Below are 16694 nucleotides of genomic sequence, written 5' to 3' on the forward strand. Positions count from 1 at the left end.
TTGGTGTATTTACTTCTTTTTCTTGGTCTGGAATTGCTTCCACCGTTGGTGCTGTTTTATCCGTTACTGTAATCGTGAATGTTGTTTCTGTTTCATTATAAGTGCTATCTGAAGTAATGATTGTAACTTTATAATCTCCTACTTCTGTTGGAGTTCCACTAATTGTATTTGTCTCTGAATCGAATATTACTCCGTCAGGCAACCCATATACATCGTTTCTCACAGGTTTATCACTATCATCTTTTGCATTTATAGTAATTGTTTCAATCGGCGTTTTCACTTCTTTTTCTTGGTCTGGAATTATTTCCACCGTTGGGGACGTTGTATCAGATACAATGACACCTGAAGAGTTACTTGTAGAAGGGGCAGCTTTACCTATTTTATTAGTATTAGAAATACTACTTAAATTAGACCCAGACAAATTAATTTTACTTTCAATAAATGTTCCTGCTACAAAAGGTTTGGAGGTTTTGCTGTCAACAACAATTATATATGGTGAGGTTATATTTTTTAGGCTAATTGATATTGTTCCGTCGGTGTTATATACAGGAGTATATTGTGAAGTTACATCTGTTTTATCAACGTATTCAGCACTACCACTCTCATTTAAAGTTGTAGCATCATTTACTTTATAAATAGTAATATTAGTATCGTTCTTATTAAACTGACTTATAGCGTTTGGAGATTTACTATTATCTACATACGGCGTCAATTTAATATTAGCATTATTTATAGAGTAGTTTTTAGCGTTTATCGTATATGTTGTATTATATGGATGATAACCTTCTTTTTTTTCTTTTACTTCAGTTTCTTGAAATACATTTGACGTTGAAGCATCACTACTAAAAGCAATAGTTTTAGTATTTTCAAATATTTGATTCCCAACTTTAAGTTCGAGATTATAATTTCCAGACTTAAGCGTAGTTTTAAAATTAATAATTTGCATAAGTGAGACATTTACTTTTCTATCTTTATACTTTTCTGCGTTATCAGTAAATTTAAATATAAAAGAATTTGCCTCTGCATTATATGTACCTTTTGCATAAATATTATTTTCATTTTCACCTAAAAGGATACCATTGTCCCTGTCAGCTGATGTTGGTTTAAGTTCTTTAGGCATTTTCACTTCAAAATAATCGTTTCGCTTCACTTCATTTGGAACATCTAAATCAAAACTGATTGAATATGGCTTACCCTTTGTCCAAGAACCATTTGTATATTTAACATTAGATGTCTTGATTAAATCATTTACATTTTTACCAGTAATAACAGTTGTATCTGCTGCTTCATTCTTCATAGAAGTTACTTGTGCATTTGTCGCAGCTAGACTTCTAATTTTTAAATTAGCTGTTTTCAACTTATTTTCGACTACATTTTTATCATCTGATTTATTTTTTAAATCTTCTAAAGAAATGACTTTACCGCTTTTATTATCAGAACTAATTAATGAACCGCTGTCTGTTTCTTTAGCAGTAATTTGTGCATTATTTTCAGGTGCCGAATTATTTGCAGTAGTCACTTGTTCAATTATTTTATCAGCGGTAATTTTATTATTTATTACATTAGATTCTTCAGATTGTTCATTATTTTCAACAGTATTTTTTTCTGAATTTGTTCCAGTTTTTTCTTTTAGTTCATCTTGTTCGTCAAACTTCGCATTTTTTTGCACTTCGTCTTCATTCTGTTTCTCAGACTTCGCGTTTTCTTTTACTTCATCTTCGTCCTGTTTCTCAGACTTCGCGTTTTCTTTTACTTCATCTTCGTCCTGTTTCTCAGACTTCGTGTTTTCGTTTACATCATCTTCATTCTGGACTTCGGATTTCGCGTTTTCTTCTATCTCTTTATTATTATTTTTATTTATTTTCCTATCTGAAGAATTAGTTTCTTCTTGTTTCGCTGAAACTTCTTGATAATTCTCTTTTGTGTTAATATTCTGTTTTTTATCTCGTCCATTTCCTGTACTTTCAACATCTTGCTCTGAATTTGTTTCTTCTGAACGCTTCTCTTGTTTCTCAACTGCTATTTTTCCATTTGTCGTTTCACGTGCTGCTTCTTGAGTTTCCTCGACACGACCGTCTAAATTTTGTGATTGGTTACTGGCAGTCTCTTGCACATTTAAGTCACTATTTGAATTGGTTTCATCCACTTCAGCTTTATCATTATTTTTTTCACTATCTGTCATATGTCCAATACTTGATGGAATATTAGCTATAGCTTCAGCTGCTTCTACTTTAGCGGAATCAACCACAAAAGATAAGCTCAAACCAATTAAAACCGAACCTGCTCCAAATGTATATTTCCTAATTGAAAATCTTTGTTTCTCAGTATGTTTTCCCATAAACATCACCTTTTTCTAAATATTTTTGTACACTACCCTCAATTAAATAATTTTATTTTTAAATGGCACATCTAATTATACACTTTAAGTAAAAAGATACAACTATTTTTTAATGAATTTATAATAACAACATTTTTAAAATTTAGAGTATTATTTAGGATTATTAATTTGGCTATCTTCATGTTATTTACCTAAAATTATTTTAGTTCATTGGGCCCCCCTATCAATGATAGTGCTAAAAAGTGACAGTAGTTCAGTAGTATTAGATTAAAAATAAATGATGACAGTGAAGGCAAAATTCAATTGAGTGAAAAATCAGATTATTACTATTATATAATCATCTACCTCCATTCGTTATTAGATGATTCTGGTAGAATAGGTTTAATACTCTCTAATTCTTGGTTAGCTACTGATTCTGGAAGAGAATTATTCAAAGCAATTTCATTTTATTATGATATTGAATCCATTACTATATCTGGTAAGGGTAAATGGTTTTTTAATGCAAATGTTATGAGTTCTATTTTAATTCTAAATAAAAAACATACAAATGAAAAAAACGAGAGAATCATACAGTTCATTATGATTAAAGACAATATTAATGATTTAACAAATGATGAAATAGATATTATTTCTAGAGATTACTTGTTGGATGAATCGAGTGATTACTATAATAAATCTTCTTATTCAATGTATGAAATAGAATCACTTTTATCAAAAAACATTTCATTAAATTCATTGTTTTTTGATATATCTTGGATACATAAAGTAGAAAAAAGAATTTTACCATTGAATAATTTATTTAAAGTTATAAGAGGTATGCGTAGAGGCTGGGACCCACTCTTTTATTTACCTAAGGACAATGATATTGAAGAGGAATATCTTGAACCAGTTTTAAAATCAGCAAGAAATATTAAAAGTTTTTACGCCAAACACGATGGAACAGCTTTTTGTTGCTCAAAAACAAAAGACGAACTTAAAGTTTTAAATCATCAAGGGGCTCTAAACTGGATAAATAAGTTTGAATCGAGTGTAAATAAAACTGGAAAACCATTAAGAGAAGTTTTGGCAAAGAGTAATCTTAAATGGTATGAAATGAAACCAGATAAATCGCTTGCAGAATTTATAGCTAGTATTAATCCAGGACAAAGAATTTTTTGGTCTAAACTAGATAAACCTTCTTTTATAAATCAAAGGTTAATAGGGTTAAATATAATTTCAAGTGATAAGTATTCAAAGGATCTTATGTTGGCGCTACTTAATTCGATTTTAGGACTATTCTTTATTGAGGCTTCAGGTTTTGGAAGAGGGTTAGGAGCTTTGGATTTACAGAAAAATAATATAGAAAAATCTTATGTGCTTAATCCAGATTTACTTTCTAATCATCAAATTAATCTTATCATAAATTCATTTAAAAATTTAGGTGATAATATACCTAAAGATATTAGAAGCAGTATTATTGATCCAAAAAGAGTTGAATTTGATAAAACTGTATTAAAATGTTTTGGTTTAGAAGAAATATATTTAGAAATTAGAAAAAGTTTTCTATACATGATTAATACTAGATTAAGTGTAAATAATTAACTTCTTTTTTGATAGAGGAGTTATTTAACTCTAATATAATTAATTTTTCTTGTTTTTGTCTTTATTAATAACATAGCCTGCGCCTATGATTCAGTATATCCCATTTTATACTACTTATTTTTTTAATTAGATAATATAAACGAGAAAAAAATAAAAGAGTATCTTCCACTATACTTGGAAGATGCTCTTTTTATTAACAGTATATTTTCTACTTTAAAAATTCAAAAGTAAATGGTACTTTAAAATCTTCACCTTTATTTGACGCGATTACACCTAGGATAATGTATATGACTGTCGCAATTCCTATCACAAAAAGGAATAAAGCACCAATTACGATTGCTGTTAGAATTGTAGATATCACAACATATATTCCGTAGGATATAATGAAATTCAGACAATTTTTTCCTTGCTGATTAAGATATGCTGACTCATCTTTTTTCATTAACCAAATTAATAATGGTCCAATAAAACTTGTGAAGAAACTAAGGATCCACATAATTATAGCCATATTTTTATCTTCTTGTGATACATTTTGAAATGCTAACGGATTAGCTGAGTTGTTTTGTAAGTTCATCTATTTTCCACCTTATCTTTGTATTTTAGAATGATTACCATTTGTTTTGTTCTTTTAAGATACGTTCACATATTTCAAAACAGTCTTCTACATGACGTTTTCCAAGTGTATACATCGTGCCATAACTAATTGTGCCTGCTATGACTGCACCCGCAAAAGGAATATATTTAGCGACTTGCTTTGTAGTTACTTTGACGCCTACTTTTTTAAGTGCTTTTGTTATAAGTTCTTTGGTTATGACTTTTCCCGCAAAGTCACTGCCGACCGAAGTAATTAATACTGCAATTTTTTGTTTTTCATCACCATCAAGTTCATCGATTTCTTCAGAAGCAAGCCCGAACTTTTTATTGATTTTCCCAATCACTTCAAGCATAATCCCAATATCAGCTGCTACATCTACACCAGGTACTGGAACAGCTGCCACCGCGCCACTCGCTGTTGATCGTTGTTTTACAATCTTCATGGCAACCTTTTTAGCTTGATATAATTCTTCTTTACTTTGAATTTTCATCTTGTATCTCCTTATATACATATTGATTTTTAATGATTACAATTTGAGAAGCTAAATTTAGTAATGATCAATTGTTTGCCTCAAATATGTTTCATTTAACTTCAACAACTCTGTAATAATTAAATTTTTTAGATTGTCTGGTGAAATAATACGTATTTTGGAACGATATATAAAACTTAAATTCAATGCTTCATCAAATGAAATATCCATTTGTACGATAAGCTTGTCTTTCGCGTATTTTTCTATTAAAGCTATTTGGTACTTTTTGCCTATATATGCCCAAACAGACTTGTCAATTTCTACTGTTATGCTTTCTAAATGATCTAATTGATTAATAGACTCAACTGCTTTATTGTTCATTTCAAATAATTCTTGATTAATATTTATTTTATAGCGTTGTTCTTCATATTGATAAAGCAGATGAAAATTGTCCATTTCATATTTCAAAGTGATAGGAGAAACAACGATATCTAATTTTTTTAAGTGGATTCTTTTCTTAAAAAATAAAGCTTTTCCAATTTCGCTTAAATTATTATATTGTAATCCATCAAGTTCTTGTTGCTGTTTATCAATGATACTTAGTAATTGTGATTTGTTATCTGAGTGAAATGTTGTAATCAAATGTTTTAAATATTGATATAACATGTTGTCTATTTTGTTGTTTATAGTTAATAAGACAACCAAGATATAGAAAAAAGGGTGGTTATTTATAGCCTGTGTGTGTTCTAAAGCATAACTTTCATTTTTATGGTTATAAATAACGTTTTTCTTATGACCATACCAATCGTCTGTTTCATATAAGTAATTTCGAATTTGATCAATGTCCCTTTGAATAGTTCGAGGACTCGTATTAAATTCTTTAGTTAATTCATATTTATTAACAAACTTATTTTGTAACAACCGCGTATATATAGTGAGTAATCTATGTGATCGATCCACGTATTAATTTCACCACCTTTCCTTACCCATATCATACAAAATGAGTTAGTCATTATAAGTCACTTGTTAAATAATTTATTTTGTAAATTGAGAGCTAAAAATACGAATAAAAGGTATCGTTTCAATAACTTTTCATAATAGGTTTTGTGCGAGTGACATTATTTGTCTATATCAGAGAAAATTGTCTTCATTGTTTAACCAAATGGTTTTATTGTCCAAGCTTTTCGTGCATAAGGATTTAATGGATGCATGATTTCATTGGTTTGAGGATTAGTTAATATATTGATTTTCTTTTTGTGAGATTTTAACATGTCTAATACATCATTCACTCTATTTTCCACAAGGGGTTTCTTTCCGTAGGAACCCCAAGCCAACAAAATACTATCAGCTTCCTTGACAGCTTTCATAATATGAATATCCGTATGCTTGTCATGGCTGTTTTCGATATGTTTTAAATTAATGGGTGTATCAATATTTGAAAACAGGTTTATAAAATTAACGCCACCGTATTCATCTTTTTCAGCTACTTTATTGATAATAAGTTGTGTTGTAAGGTCAACGTTGATAACACCATCATAATGAGGATACATCGTTATAATTGTGAGTACTTCTTTATCAATATCCCAAGTTTTCTTGAGAAGATAGCGATGCATTTTATCCTCACTAAATATCGCTTCTGTTTCTAATACACTTTTGATTGATTTCATTTTTATCTAACTCCTTTATTTAATATTCTTCAGGTAATAACATGACATAATAGGAAAAGCCTACATCATCTTCACGGATAACGTAGACTTTATTGATATTGAGAGATTGTTTATAATATGTTTTATGAATTTTGACATAATCAGGACGTTCTTGTTTATGCTTGATGTAAAGTTGGTCATCATACATATTAAATTGGAAGATATGAAAATAATCTGCGACTTCCTCTTTAGATTGTTCATCCTCTCTATATGAGACAATTTTCCATAATTGTTGTTGTAACGCTTCTGGTAAGTTAGAGGCAATACCTCTCGTAATATAACGGTCCATTATGATCGCTCCTTTTCTATAGCTTTCATCATTGATATCACTTCGGTAATAACAGTGATACTGATTTCTGCGATATAAATCCATTTATTCATTATTGTGCTTCTCCTTTTCAAGTAAGTGTCTTTGGTCTAGTAGTGGCATAACTGTATTATGAAGGTATAAGAAGTCCATATCGTTTGTTTCATCAATATAACCAATCGCAATGAGTTGTTTTTGGTAGTAGAGGATAAAGGGGTATATATGCCTTTCATGAAGTGTATCAGAGTAATAAGTATACGTATGAAGCAATTTGTTGGTAAGTGGGCCAAGTCTTACATATTGATCAGGAAGGATATTATCTGCCACTTCATCAATGGCTTCACATTCCCATTTTTCATTTTTGGGTAAACCAAATAAATGTGTGATATAGTTCTTGAGCTGTTTTTCTAGTGTCATAGTCATGACCTCCTTTATTATTGTTTGAATACATTTATACATATTCATGGATATAATATATATTTAATTTTTCGTTATAATCGCTACATCCTCATCAATCTGAATTAAGTGGCAAAAGTGGTAAATTAGGATACAGAACATTTATTTTTATCATCAATCATAAAATGAAATTGAGGCATAAAAAAAGTCCCCCAATCTTTTTTCAAAGATTGAGGGATAAGTGATTCATCTATTTTGTACCTTATCAGCTTTACTTGCTTATCTTTTGTTATTTCTATGGAATCAATCAATATTTTCATTAACTGATTTTTAGCTTCTGGATCAGCTTTCTTAAGAGAGGCACTAAATCTATTCATCATGATAATAAGGCGTGCTTTTAAAACTTTGTAGTTCATCGCTACAGGTTGATTAACTTTTTGGTTATTAGCTGTTTTTATCTTTTCTTCTATTGTTTTAAGCTGTACATTGAGTTCTTTTTGTTTTTCACTAAGTAATGTACTATCCATTTGATCGTCCAAAAATAATTCTAAGAGTCTTGCTTGTTGTGTTTTGATTTTTTGCTTTTGTCTCTTTAAGGTGTCTATATAGTCTACTACTTCAATAGGGTCCATTTGCTTATGCTTAATATTCTCAATAACATCTTCACAAATCTTTCCCACAACTTCAGGCTGAGATAAGATGATATTAAGGTGCTTATGAATAACTGCCTCGACCACCTCAGCTTTTATAGAGTTGCTATGACAAGCAGCACTTCCTGAGCGGTTAAATAAAGAACAAATGTAATAACGCTTAATTGTACGTTCTTTTGATTTTTTCGTATTGTAATAAGATCGTCGACAAACCATATTATTACCACATTCTGGACATGTAATAAGTCCGCGAAGATAAAAGTCTCCACCAATAGGGCGTCCTGGTTTAAAGCTTTTAGATACTAATTTTTCATGTACCTGATCAAACATTTCTTCACTTATAATTGCTTCATGTTTACCTTTCACCAAAATCACGTCGTTTTCTCCACTTTTACCACTTCGTCTTTTAGCGGACCAATTTTGATAATTATTAAATCTTACAAATCCTTTATAAACAGGATTGTTTAGAATGTATTTGACCCCAAATACTGAGAATGGTTTATGATTAATGGTACGATATCCTTTTTGGTTTAGTATTGTTGTAATGGCCTTAAGTCCTTTATCATGGTTTAAATATAAATCGAAGACTTCTTTGACAATATTAGCTTCATGCTCATCTATAACCAAGTCATTCTTCTGTGTCAGTGGATTAAGAGCTAACTTATAACCTAAAACTCGTCCTGTAATGGCCTCTCCTTGCCTCGCTTTAGCATTCATTGACATTTTCACATTTGATATCAGTGTTTGTCTTTCTATAGAACCAATTAAGCCAAACATAGTCACTAATATCTCACCTGAGTATTCTGATGTATCTATATTCTCAGATATCGATTTATAGCCAACACCATGTTCTTTAAAATCATGAATAATATTAAATACATCACGCATTGAACGTGAAATACGATTAAGTTTCCAACTTAGCACCCTTTCAATTTTATTCGCTTTTACATCGTCTAATAATTGCTTCATTGCTGGACGGTCTTGAATATTTTTACCAGAGATACCAGAGTCCGTGTATGTTTGATATTCATAACCTGGGAAATGTTTAAGTACTTCTTTAATCAATACTTGTTCTTGTTCATGAATCGAATAACCTCGCTCAGATTGTTCTGATGTACTTACTCTAGAGTACAATGCAATTTTCTTATTCATAGTTTATGTCTCCTTTTTTATTATGTTACTCTATAGACCTTAGGTCTTCATAACATCACATTGATAATATATATTTATATTTGCCTTAGTTTTTGTCACTTTTACCACTTCAAAATATGTGCACTATAGGCTCTTGCCTATAGTGCTTATATCTCTTACTTCTCTTTAATAATCCGTTCTTCGAGGATAGGTGTCATAATTTCTACAATCGCTTCAATTTGTTCATTATTCAAATTAAATCTCTCCTTTCAGTGTTCGATTTTCTGTAAAATGTCATCCAAACTTCAAATTCAACGTTTCAGCAAATTGTTTATCAATTTTTATGTGATAATAGACAATTGATTCCATTTCACCATTATGATTTTTTACCTTTCTTTGATTTGTTTTTCTATCTTTATCTGTAACTAACTTATTGTCGTTATCTAATGATTTAATTACATTTTTGACATCTTCAAATCCATTATCCTGTAATATACGTTCAAAAACAGAACGTATAATCCTCACTTCAATATAATCATTTTGAGCTACTATCGTTCCATTGTTTACAATCATATTAGATAAAGGTCCACCTTGGCTAAATTTCCCTAGATTCACAGCTATATATTGAATGATAGTTTCCATTGCTTTTTCTGTTAAAGAGCGTTCTGATATTGTTTCCTCATGATAATTTAAGAGGTAGTTTTGCATTCCTTCTATATCCATCTTTACATCTAATGCAAGTTCAAAAATTGTTGCCGAGGTTAAAATAACAGCATACCTACTTATCATTCTTATGCCGGTTTTACTCTTTTCATTTGCTAATGCTAATTCAAACCACTTTTTATGTTTTTCGTAAATAGAGACTAATTGCTCTTCATTATTTAATAAATACTCAGCTATTATTGGTGAAACATGACCATAGTTTTTTCTCACCACTTTTTTTATATTATCCGCATTCGATGATGATGTTGTTATTGCATCATTGATTTCAATAACACGTACTCTTAAACCATCGTTTTTTGCTGAATTATTAAAAATACTATACTCTCCCGTTGAAATTATTGATGTTCCCCAATTCAGCTTTTCTCTTGGATTACCATTTTTATCAGCGCGTTCCTTACCTTGTCCTTCACTTATGGAATATAACAAGCTTGTTAAACTATCCATTGTAGAAGTAGATAATTCATCAAATATAATTGGTACACCAAAATTGGAGCTTACATTATTTTCTAACCCTATTTTGGTTGAGTTCCAACTACAAAATAGGGTTTTATCACCCTTATTAGGGTTTCCTGCTACTGATCCTGCTAACATAGCTCCGGTTGTCTTTCCACATGATGATTGTCCTGTTATAGAGTAAATTGTACCTGTGAATTCAATTTCATTTAAAAAATATAAATACCTTATAACTAAAGCACTTACTCCAAAGGTAGTTACTAATTCCAAAATAACATTGCCCTTCACTTCTTCTTCGAACATTCTTAACCATTCCTTTAATTCACCTTTAGGCGTTAAATCATATTTATTATCACAAATGACTTGATTCATATCCTCTTCACTCATTGCAGGACTAAAGTGAATATCATCTAACACAATAATCGTTCCCTTACTTGTAGGTATAACGCCAACACCTTTATAAAAACTACTTTTCACTGTAATATTCCTGTACTCTTGCAATGCATTGCTCAATTCTTTAATTCTATTTTCATTAATAGTGAATCCCATTTCTATTAATTTAAACAAATTACGTGAACTTAATATACTTGAATCTAAAATATATTCATCACCCTCTATATCCTGTATGATAATTTGTTCTTTTTTATAAACAGGATCTTTATATTTAGCAACTATAAAGATTGGAGAAGCTAGCTTAACTAGCTTCTCAAAATCTCCATCATTGCTTACTTTAATCTTCTTAAAACAACCTTTTGAATCAATTAAATACTCATCATTTTCAAATTTCATTTTACATTTTACCCCCATCAAAAAGTTTATCTATAACTGCTAATTAAATATCATCAAAATCGTAAATATCTGTTAGTCTTACAAATATTCGTTGTTTGTTATTAAAAATCAATTCAAAATGTGATGATCCATTCAGCATCACATAATTTCGAAAACGACTTTCCACATTCTCTATTAAATATGAAGTTGGTGACTCAATACCTATGTCTATCAATAAGTTTTTAAGAGTGAATTTTTCATTCGCTCTTTTACTTAGTGCTTCTTGTTTACATTGTAAAAATATCTCTCGGCTCATTTTAGCTTACCTCTTTTAAGTCGAAAGAAATTTCATCATCTAATCAATTTATATAAAAGGCTTTTTATATTCAGAAAGCTAGAGATGAAACAACTTATCGACTAATTTATATTTAATTCAATATCACAATCTCTAAATGAAAAGATTCTTCATCTTGAAATTCTATACTCCTATTAAATGTAATTGATACAAAATATCAATTACATGTTGCTTTATATCAGCATAAATTCATATATCAATTATCAGTTTTTATTTACATACCATTACGTATCTAGATGTATTAATTATCTTTTAAAAACCTTTACTATTATATTTTCAGCTTCCCCTTCGCGTAATTTAATCAATGTGCAATATTCCTCAAAATATCTTTCAAGCAGAGTATTTATCGCATAAATTTCATCATCATATATATCCCCATAAATGTCATCGCCAACCATATCTAATAAGTCATCTATAGAAAATTCAGTTTCATTGGGCAACATCATTGCCTGTCCGATCAAAAGAGTCATTAAATGTTTACATTTACTCGTTATTGTAAATTCTGTAGTATACTTAAACTGATTATGATTACCATTTATAGTTTCGATTTCAAAATGGTGAATTGTCTCCCCTTGCTTATATATCTCTTTGCTTATATATGTTTTCATAATAAGAAAACCTCCTTAGAATTTTACTTAAGTAAAAACTTAAGTTAGCTAAAATATACTGCTAATAGAGATATGGGGTGTCCAATTTATAAAATGGAAATCATAATTTCAATGAGCTAAAAATTTGACTAATTAAGGAGAAAATGATATGGATTTTAAAATCACACAAGTGGACGATAATAAATATATATTTCTAGGGTATGTCTTAGATTACTTTAGAGCATCATTAGAGACACTGGATATTGACAAGACTTTAAATATTTCTATAAAGCAATTAAATAAGGGAGAGAGTTTTAGTGAGTATACTTTCAATGGGACTGTAATATATATTTACGACGAAGATATAGAATCAATAATTAAAAGTAGTAGTTCAAAGGTTGCTTATAAATTATTAATCCGACGTGTTTTAGATTCACTTTATGATGCTTTAGAAGCCGATTTAAATAAGGAAACTAAATTGAATCTTTGGAATAATTTTGAGAGATCTACACTGGATTTTTTCAAATATAAATTTTTTGACAATAAAATAGTATCGTTGCCTAGAATGATGTTTGAATATAATTATATGGATAAACATTCAATGAAAGATATTGAGAATAAGAAAAGACGAATCCATAAAATTGATATAGTCCATAGAGTTATGGGAGATGTTATTAATCCTGCATATTTTGACTTTTCAGATCAAACAGTTAAAGATGTAGAAAAAAATTCAGATGATATTAAAGAAATTATTGAAGAGGTTATTAAAGGAGATATACAAAAGATAACGGAACCTCAATTACCCGATCCTATTAGTTTAATAGATTCAAATGTAGAAGATATAAATCCACCGAAATACAAACCTGAATCTATTTTCGCTTTAAATAACATTATGTATTATATTGATAAAAAGTTTCATGAAATCATAGGTGATGAAGTGCAATTCCAATTAGCTGATGTTAAAAATTTTGCAGCTGATAATATTCATTCTTCTAATCAAGAATCTATGGGAAAAGGAACGATTTATAATAAATTCACTCCTAGAACATTTAATTTTCACGAATTCGTAATTATTTCAGCTATAGCTACTTTTTACAAAAATCCATACTTAAAAATGATGGATTTAGAAAAGTTTTCACCCCACAAATCTGGAAGCTTTAACACACTTAAGAAAGATTTAATAAATATACCTACACTAATAAGCAACTTTATTATAGAGAAAAACATTGCATTTGCTGAGGACTTAACTGATTTCATATGGACGAAAATTGAGAGAGAAATTGAAATTAAAAAACAAAGCGAAGTAGTATGGTTAATTGAGAATATTTTTAGTTTAACCTTCACCCCCTTAAACACAAATAAACATTACAATGCAGTTCAAAGTACATTTGATATTACGGATAGACTAACTCATATCATTTTCAATACATCTAATCATAATAGTTTTATAAATTATAATGATTTAATTAACAATATAATCGTTTTAATTAATAATTGGATAGAACAAAACAATCATTTTGTCCAACAGATGGAAAGTGATATAGCATCATTGAACTTTGTATCAGATGATCACTACTTAGACGTATTAAATGCTAAAGAGCTAGACAAAGATTTTAATGATAGTGATAGACTACTTAATTCTATGACTTCGTTTAACTTATTTTTAGATAATCTAACTAATAAAGTAGATGAGAAGCTAGTTTGTACTCTAATTACAAAAACAATTAAGAAACTTTAATAATCAACTTCATGTAAACCACGAAACCTCTTAAGAGTTATAAATAATACTTATATAATGAAATTTCTTTTGATGATAGAATACTCTATACTTATTAATTAATAACTTATGTGGTTTTGTGGTTTGAAACTTAGATATTTTGTATTCGTATTTTAGTATAGCGAAACAATGGGAAGAGAATATGAAATAAAAAATTCTGGGGTGTAAAACATTGTGTAGTTAAATCTAACTCTAATCAAATATCCTCTTTTGCGTATAATTTTTTTACAATATCATCTGATGGCATAATGATCTAACTCCTTAACTGATATCTAATTTTTTATATAAGCTGTTGCGCTACCACTGCCAAATATTAAATCTGGTAGTGATTTTTTGTATAAATTCAATTTTTTCAGAGTAGCATCACGTTCTGAAAGCCCAACAAACGCATATCTCATTCTACCATTATTTGTTTCTATACTTTCCGCTTGTTCAAATGATACTTCATAAGCTGAGACAACTGCATTATTAGCACCTGTATTGATACCAATAATATATTTTATTTTATGTATTTTATCTTTTCCTATTATCCAATTACCTAATGTGCGCGACTTCAAGTTATTTCTATCACGTTTACTTTCATTTAAGTATACCTTAGATCCATGACCGTTAATCATATTTGTTAATGTCGTTTTATTTGTTAAATTAAGAAAGTTTATAAGAACATTTTCTGCAGAAAATGCTTCGGATTAGGTTAATCCATAACTTACTATATATCCTAAAACATTCAAGTCATTGCTACAAATTTCGTTAATTCTATTAAATTTCAAGTTATCTTTATTTTCTTCTATAAATATATCTTCGTACAATAATTGTTTCTGCGCATCTTGTTTATGTTTAAATATTCTATTCCCCTTACCTTTACCAACATAAAAGCATTCACCATTTCTTGGGTCCATCAAACAGTATACATAAAATACGTGTTGATGATCTTTTTCTAGTTGTGCTAGTGTCGATTCAGAAAATTGATTAATGTGTTTCAATAAAATCTCTCCTTCTTTGTGAACATATTCATTTTTATACTAATTAATATAACTCCAAAAAAATTTTTGTTTAAACGTGAAAAATATTATTTATCGTTTGACTTAAATCTTCAATATATAGGTGTGCCTATGTATCATTTTGTGCCAATTTGAACAAACGGGAATCAAGTCTGTTTCTGAGTTTATTTCAACTTTCTTATAGTAAACATTGCCTTAATATGATAAACTTCAATAAAACTTTCCCTGTACCCCCATAAAATTTTTCTTAAAATCAAAAACCACATACCTTACAACTTTTACCGTCGATATCAATTGCTCTTTTCTTAATTTAGGATTTATTTCAAATTTTGTACTATAACGTGAAACTACTTTTCCTTCTTTATAATTAAAATTTACTAATTCGGAATCATTTTTACTTCCATTTACAAAAACATCCACTGTTTCTAACACAAAATCTAACAAACTTCCTTTTTATTAATCATGGGCATTGTATATTTCCTTTCATTCTTTCTTGATTCCATTAGTTTAAACTTAAAATTTCATCATCAATTTCTTTAATTAATTGTAGTTCCATAATCAATATAATTTGTACCGTTTATTATATATTCTAGATCATCAATAATTGAAAGTGATTTAATAAATGCGCTATAAACATCGTATGATATTGCAAGGTATAATCCAATATTTCATATATATAATTCCACCAAATCTAATTAACTTTTTAAATTATACACAACCTAATTTTTAGTTTTATTTGTGATAAGCTTCCCCTCGCATAATCTTAAACGCACGATAAACTTGCTCAATCAATATGACGCGCATCATTTGGTGTGGGAAAGTCATCTTGCTGAATGATAGTGCATAGTCGCTGCGATCTAGTACTGTTTGATGCAATCCATTAGACCCACCAATAATAAATGTGAAGTCGCTTTGGCCACGGGTCATGCGGCTTTCTATTTCTTTCGCCAAGCCTTCTGACGTGAGCATATTACCCTTAATTTCTAACGTAATTACTGTGGACTGTGATTTCACTTTTGCTAATAACCGTTGTCCTTCTTTTTCTTTAACTTGTTCAACTTCTTTATCACTCATATTTTCGGGTGCTTTTTCGTCGGGAACTTCGATGATTTCCATTTTTGCATATGCACCTAATCTTTTTTCATATTCTGCAATTGCTTGTTTCCAGTATTTTTCTTTTAATTTACCTACTGTAAGTATCGTAATCTTCATATCTATCCTCCAAAAAGTATAAAAAATCTTAGTTATTAGACTTATCCACAGGTTATACACTTGTTCACACTATTCCCTCTTATTATAACAGTAATGTATACGACTATTTAATAATATTTACGTTTTATCAACAAAAAAGAAGAAATAACTTGTGCTTTTGTGGATAACTCTGTGTATAATGTGGGTATTTCTCTGTGAATTGTGCACATCTCTGGATAACTATGAATAAATCAGTGGATAAGTTGCCGGTCGTCTTACATACTTATTCACAAAATTAATCATTTCTTCATACAAAATTGACTTATGCCTTACAATGAGTGATGTTAACGACTGCTCATGTTTATTCGAATACTGTATATTCGTATATTTCTAAGACATAAGGCAGTATGACCAGGTGTGTGTTGACTCTAATCTCTATATCAAAAATTAAAAAACCTATATCTCGTTTTGAGATATAGGCTAAGTCTGAATATCAAATATTGTATGTCATGTTACTTCATTAAAATAATCGCAAAGCTTGTCCAGTCAATTCTACTCACACTAATTACTTTTAATATATGACGGATTGTAATATTAAGTGCAACACTCTTAAAATTTCATAAAAAAAATGCCCATAAACGGCACTCTATTGTAAGATGTTAATAA

The 16694-nt window shown here is 29.4% G+C and carries 15 protein-coding genes and 1 pseudogene; 2 read left to right on the top strand and 14 right to left on the bottom strand.

Translation table 11 applies throughout. From position 1 onward, the window contains the following. Window positions 1-2338: Ig-like domain-containing protein (locus ACSULM_RS11885; RefSeq protein WP_436862982.1), on the bottom strand; the 2338-nt coding region annotated here is incomplete at its 3' end. A 303-nt stretch (window positions 2339-2641) separates the two neighbouring features. On the opposite strand from ACSULM_RS11885, the gene ACSULM_RS11890 reads away from it, so the two are divergent. Next, entirely contained in the window at window positions 2642-3919 is a 1278-nt protein-coding gene (locus ACSULM_RS11890; protein ID WP_436862984.1) for a hypothetical protein, read from the top strand. Between the two features lie 208 nt (window positions 3920-4127). Here ACSULM_RS11890 and ACSULM_RS11895 read toward each other — a convergent pair whose 3' ends face one another. The 10 genes from ACSULM_RS11895 to ACSULM_RS11940 all read right to left on the bottom strand — a co-directional run bounded on the left by ACSULM_RS11895 (window position 4128) and on the right by ACSULM_RS11940 (window position 12080). Further along, window positions 4128-4493 carry a DUF4870 domain-containing protein gene (locus tag ACSULM_RS11895; RefSeq protein ID WP_436862985.1) on the bottom strand — a complete coding sequence of 122 codons (366 nt, stop codon included), beginning with the start codon at window positions 4491-4493 and terminating at the stop codon, window positions 4128-4130. A 34-nt stretch (window positions 4494-4527) separates the two neighbouring features. Then, window positions 4528-5004 carry a hypothetical protein gene (locus ACSULM_RS11900; protein ID WP_436862987.1) on the bottom strand — a complete coding sequence of 159 codons (477 nt, stop codon included), beginning with the start codon at window positions 5002-5004 and terminating at the stop codon, window positions 4528-4530. Window positions 5005-5061: 57 nt separating this feature from the next. Next, on the bottom strand, window positions 5062-5943 hold the full coding sequence (locus ACSULM_RS11905) for a helix-turn-helix transcriptional regulator (RefSeq protein WP_436862990.1): 882 nt from the start codon (window positions 5941-5943) through the stop codon (window positions 5062-5064). Window positions 5944-6137: 194 nt separating this feature from the next. Next, entirely contained in the window at window positions 6138-6650 is a 513-nt protein-coding gene (locus tag ACSULM_RS11910; RefSeq protein WP_436862991.1) for a DUF1643 domain-containing protein, read from the bottom strand. A 19-nt stretch (window positions 6651-6669) separates the two neighbouring features. Next, on the bottom strand, window positions 6670-6978 hold the full coding sequence (locus tag ACSULM_RS11915) for a DUF960 family protein (RefSeq protein WP_436862993.1): 309 nt from the start codon (window positions 6976-6978) through the stop codon (window positions 6670-6672). A gap of 84 nt (window positions 6979-7062) precedes the next feature. Further along, entirely contained in the window at window positions 7063-7413 is a 351-nt protein-coding gene (locus tag ACSULM_RS11920; RefSeq protein WP_436862995.1) for an SAUGI family uracil-DNA glycosylase inhibitor, read from the bottom strand. A 125-nt stretch (window positions 7414-7538) separates the two neighbouring features. Beyond that, entirely contained in the window at window positions 7539-9194 is a 1656-nt protein-coding gene (ccrC, locus tag ACSULM_RS11925; protein WP_436862996.1) for a cassette chromosome recombinase CcrC, read from the bottom strand. 273 nt (window positions 9195-9467) lie between these two features. Next, window positions 9468-11138 (bottom strand): cassette chromosome replicative helicase, encoded by a 1671-nt coding sequence (cch1, locus tag ACSULM_RS11930; protein WP_436862997.1) that lies wholly within the window; start codon window positions 11136-11138, stop codon window positions 9468-9470. A gap of 43 nt (window positions 11139-11181) precedes the next feature. Further along, window positions 11182-11433, bottom strand: coding sequence for a hypothetical protein (locus ACSULM_RS11935; protein ID WP_436862998.1), 252 nt, complete (start codon window positions 11431-11433; stop codon window positions 11182-11184). Between the two features lie 284 nt (window positions 11434-11717). Beyond that, window positions 11718-12080, bottom strand: a complete 363-nt coding sequence (locus tag ACSULM_RS11940; RefSeq protein ID WP_436862999.1) for a hypothetical protein — start codon at window positions 12078-12080, stop codon at window positions 11718-11720. 148 nt (window positions 12081-12228) lie between these two features. On the opposite strand from ACSULM_RS11940, the gene ACSULM_RS11945 reads away from it, so the two are divergent. After that, window positions 12229-13797, top strand: coding sequence for a hypothetical protein (locus ACSULM_RS11945; protein ID WP_436863002.1), 1569 nt, complete (start codon window positions 12229-12231; stop codon window positions 13795-13797). Window positions 13798-14108: 311 nt separating this feature from the next. On the opposite strand, the pseudogene ACSULM_RS11950 reads toward ACSULM_RS11945, so the two are convergent. The 3 genes and pseudogenes from ACSULM_RS11950 to rlmH all read right to left on the bottom strand — a co-directional run bounded on the left by ACSULM_RS11950 (window position 14109) and on the right by rlmH (window position 16049). After that, a pseudogene (locus tag ACSULM_RS11950) lies at window positions 14109-14819 on the bottom strand (LEM-3-like GIY-YIG domain-containing protein). 228 nt (window positions 14820-15047) lie between these two features. Beyond that, the gene (locus ACSULM_RS11955) at window positions 15048-15269 is read right to left on the bottom strand and encodes a hypothetical protein (protein ID WP_436863003.1); all 222 of its coding nucleotides are present in this window, start codon (window positions 15267-15269) and stop codon (window positions 15048-15050) included. A 300-nt stretch (window positions 15270-15569) separates the two neighbouring features. Beyond that, on the bottom strand, window positions 15570-16049 hold the full coding sequence (gene rlmH, locus ACSULM_RS11960) for a 23S rRNA (pseudouridine(1915)-N(3))-methyltransferase RlmH (protein ID WP_436863005.1): 480 nt from the start codon (window positions 16047-16049) through the stop codon (window positions 15570-15572). Between the last annotated feature and the right edge of the window lie 645 nt (window positions 16050-16694).

The organism is Staphylococcus caeli (assembly GCF_051413795.1).
GTDB classification, from domain to species: domain Bacteria; phylum Bacillota; class Bacilli; order Staphylococcales; family Staphylococcaceae; genus Staphylococcus; species Staphylococcus caeli_A.

Coding starts and splice junctions, on each gene's coding strand:
- ACSULM_RS11895 (WP_436862985.1), bottom strand. CDS start 4,493: ATGAACTTACAAAACAACTCAGCTAATCCGTTAGCATTTCAAAATGTA.
- ACSULM_RS11900 (WP_436862987.1), bottom strand. CDS start 5,004: ATGAAAATTCAAAGTAAAGAAGAATTATATCAAGCTAAAAAGGTTGCC.
- ACSULM_RS11910 (WP_436862991.1), bottom strand. CDS start 6,650: ATGAAATCAATCAAAAGTGTATTAGAAACAGAAGCGATATTTAGTGAG.
- ACSULM_RS11915 (WP_436862993.1), bottom strand. CDS start 6,978: ATGGACCGTTATATTACGAGAGGTATTGCCTCTAACTTACCAGAAGCG.
- ACSULM_RS11920 (WP_436862995.1), bottom strand. CDS start 7,413: ATGACACTAGAAAAACAGCTCAAGAACTATATCACACATTTATTTGGT.
- ccrC (WP_436862996.1), bottom strand. CDS start 9,194: ATGAATAAGAAAATTGCATTGTACTCTAGAGTAAGTACATCAGAACAA.
- cch1 (WP_436862997.1), bottom strand. CDS start 11,138: ATGAAATTTGAAAATGATGAGTATTTAATTGATTCAAAAGGTTGTTTT.
- ACSULM_RS11935 (WP_436862998.1), bottom strand. CDS start 11,433: ATGAGCCGAGAGATATTTTTACAATGTAAACAAGAAGCACTAAGTAAA.
- ACSULM_RS11940 (WP_436862999.1), bottom strand. CDS start 12,080: ATGAAAACATATATAAGCAAAGAGATATATAAGCAAGGGGAGACAATT.
- ACSULM_RS11945 (WP_436863002.1), top strand. CDS start 12,229: ATGGATTTTAAAATCACACAAGTGGACGATAATAAATATATATTTCTA.
- rlmH (WP_436863005.1), bottom strand. CDS start 16,049: ATGAAGATTACGATACTTACAGTAGGTAAATTAAAAGAAAAATACTGG.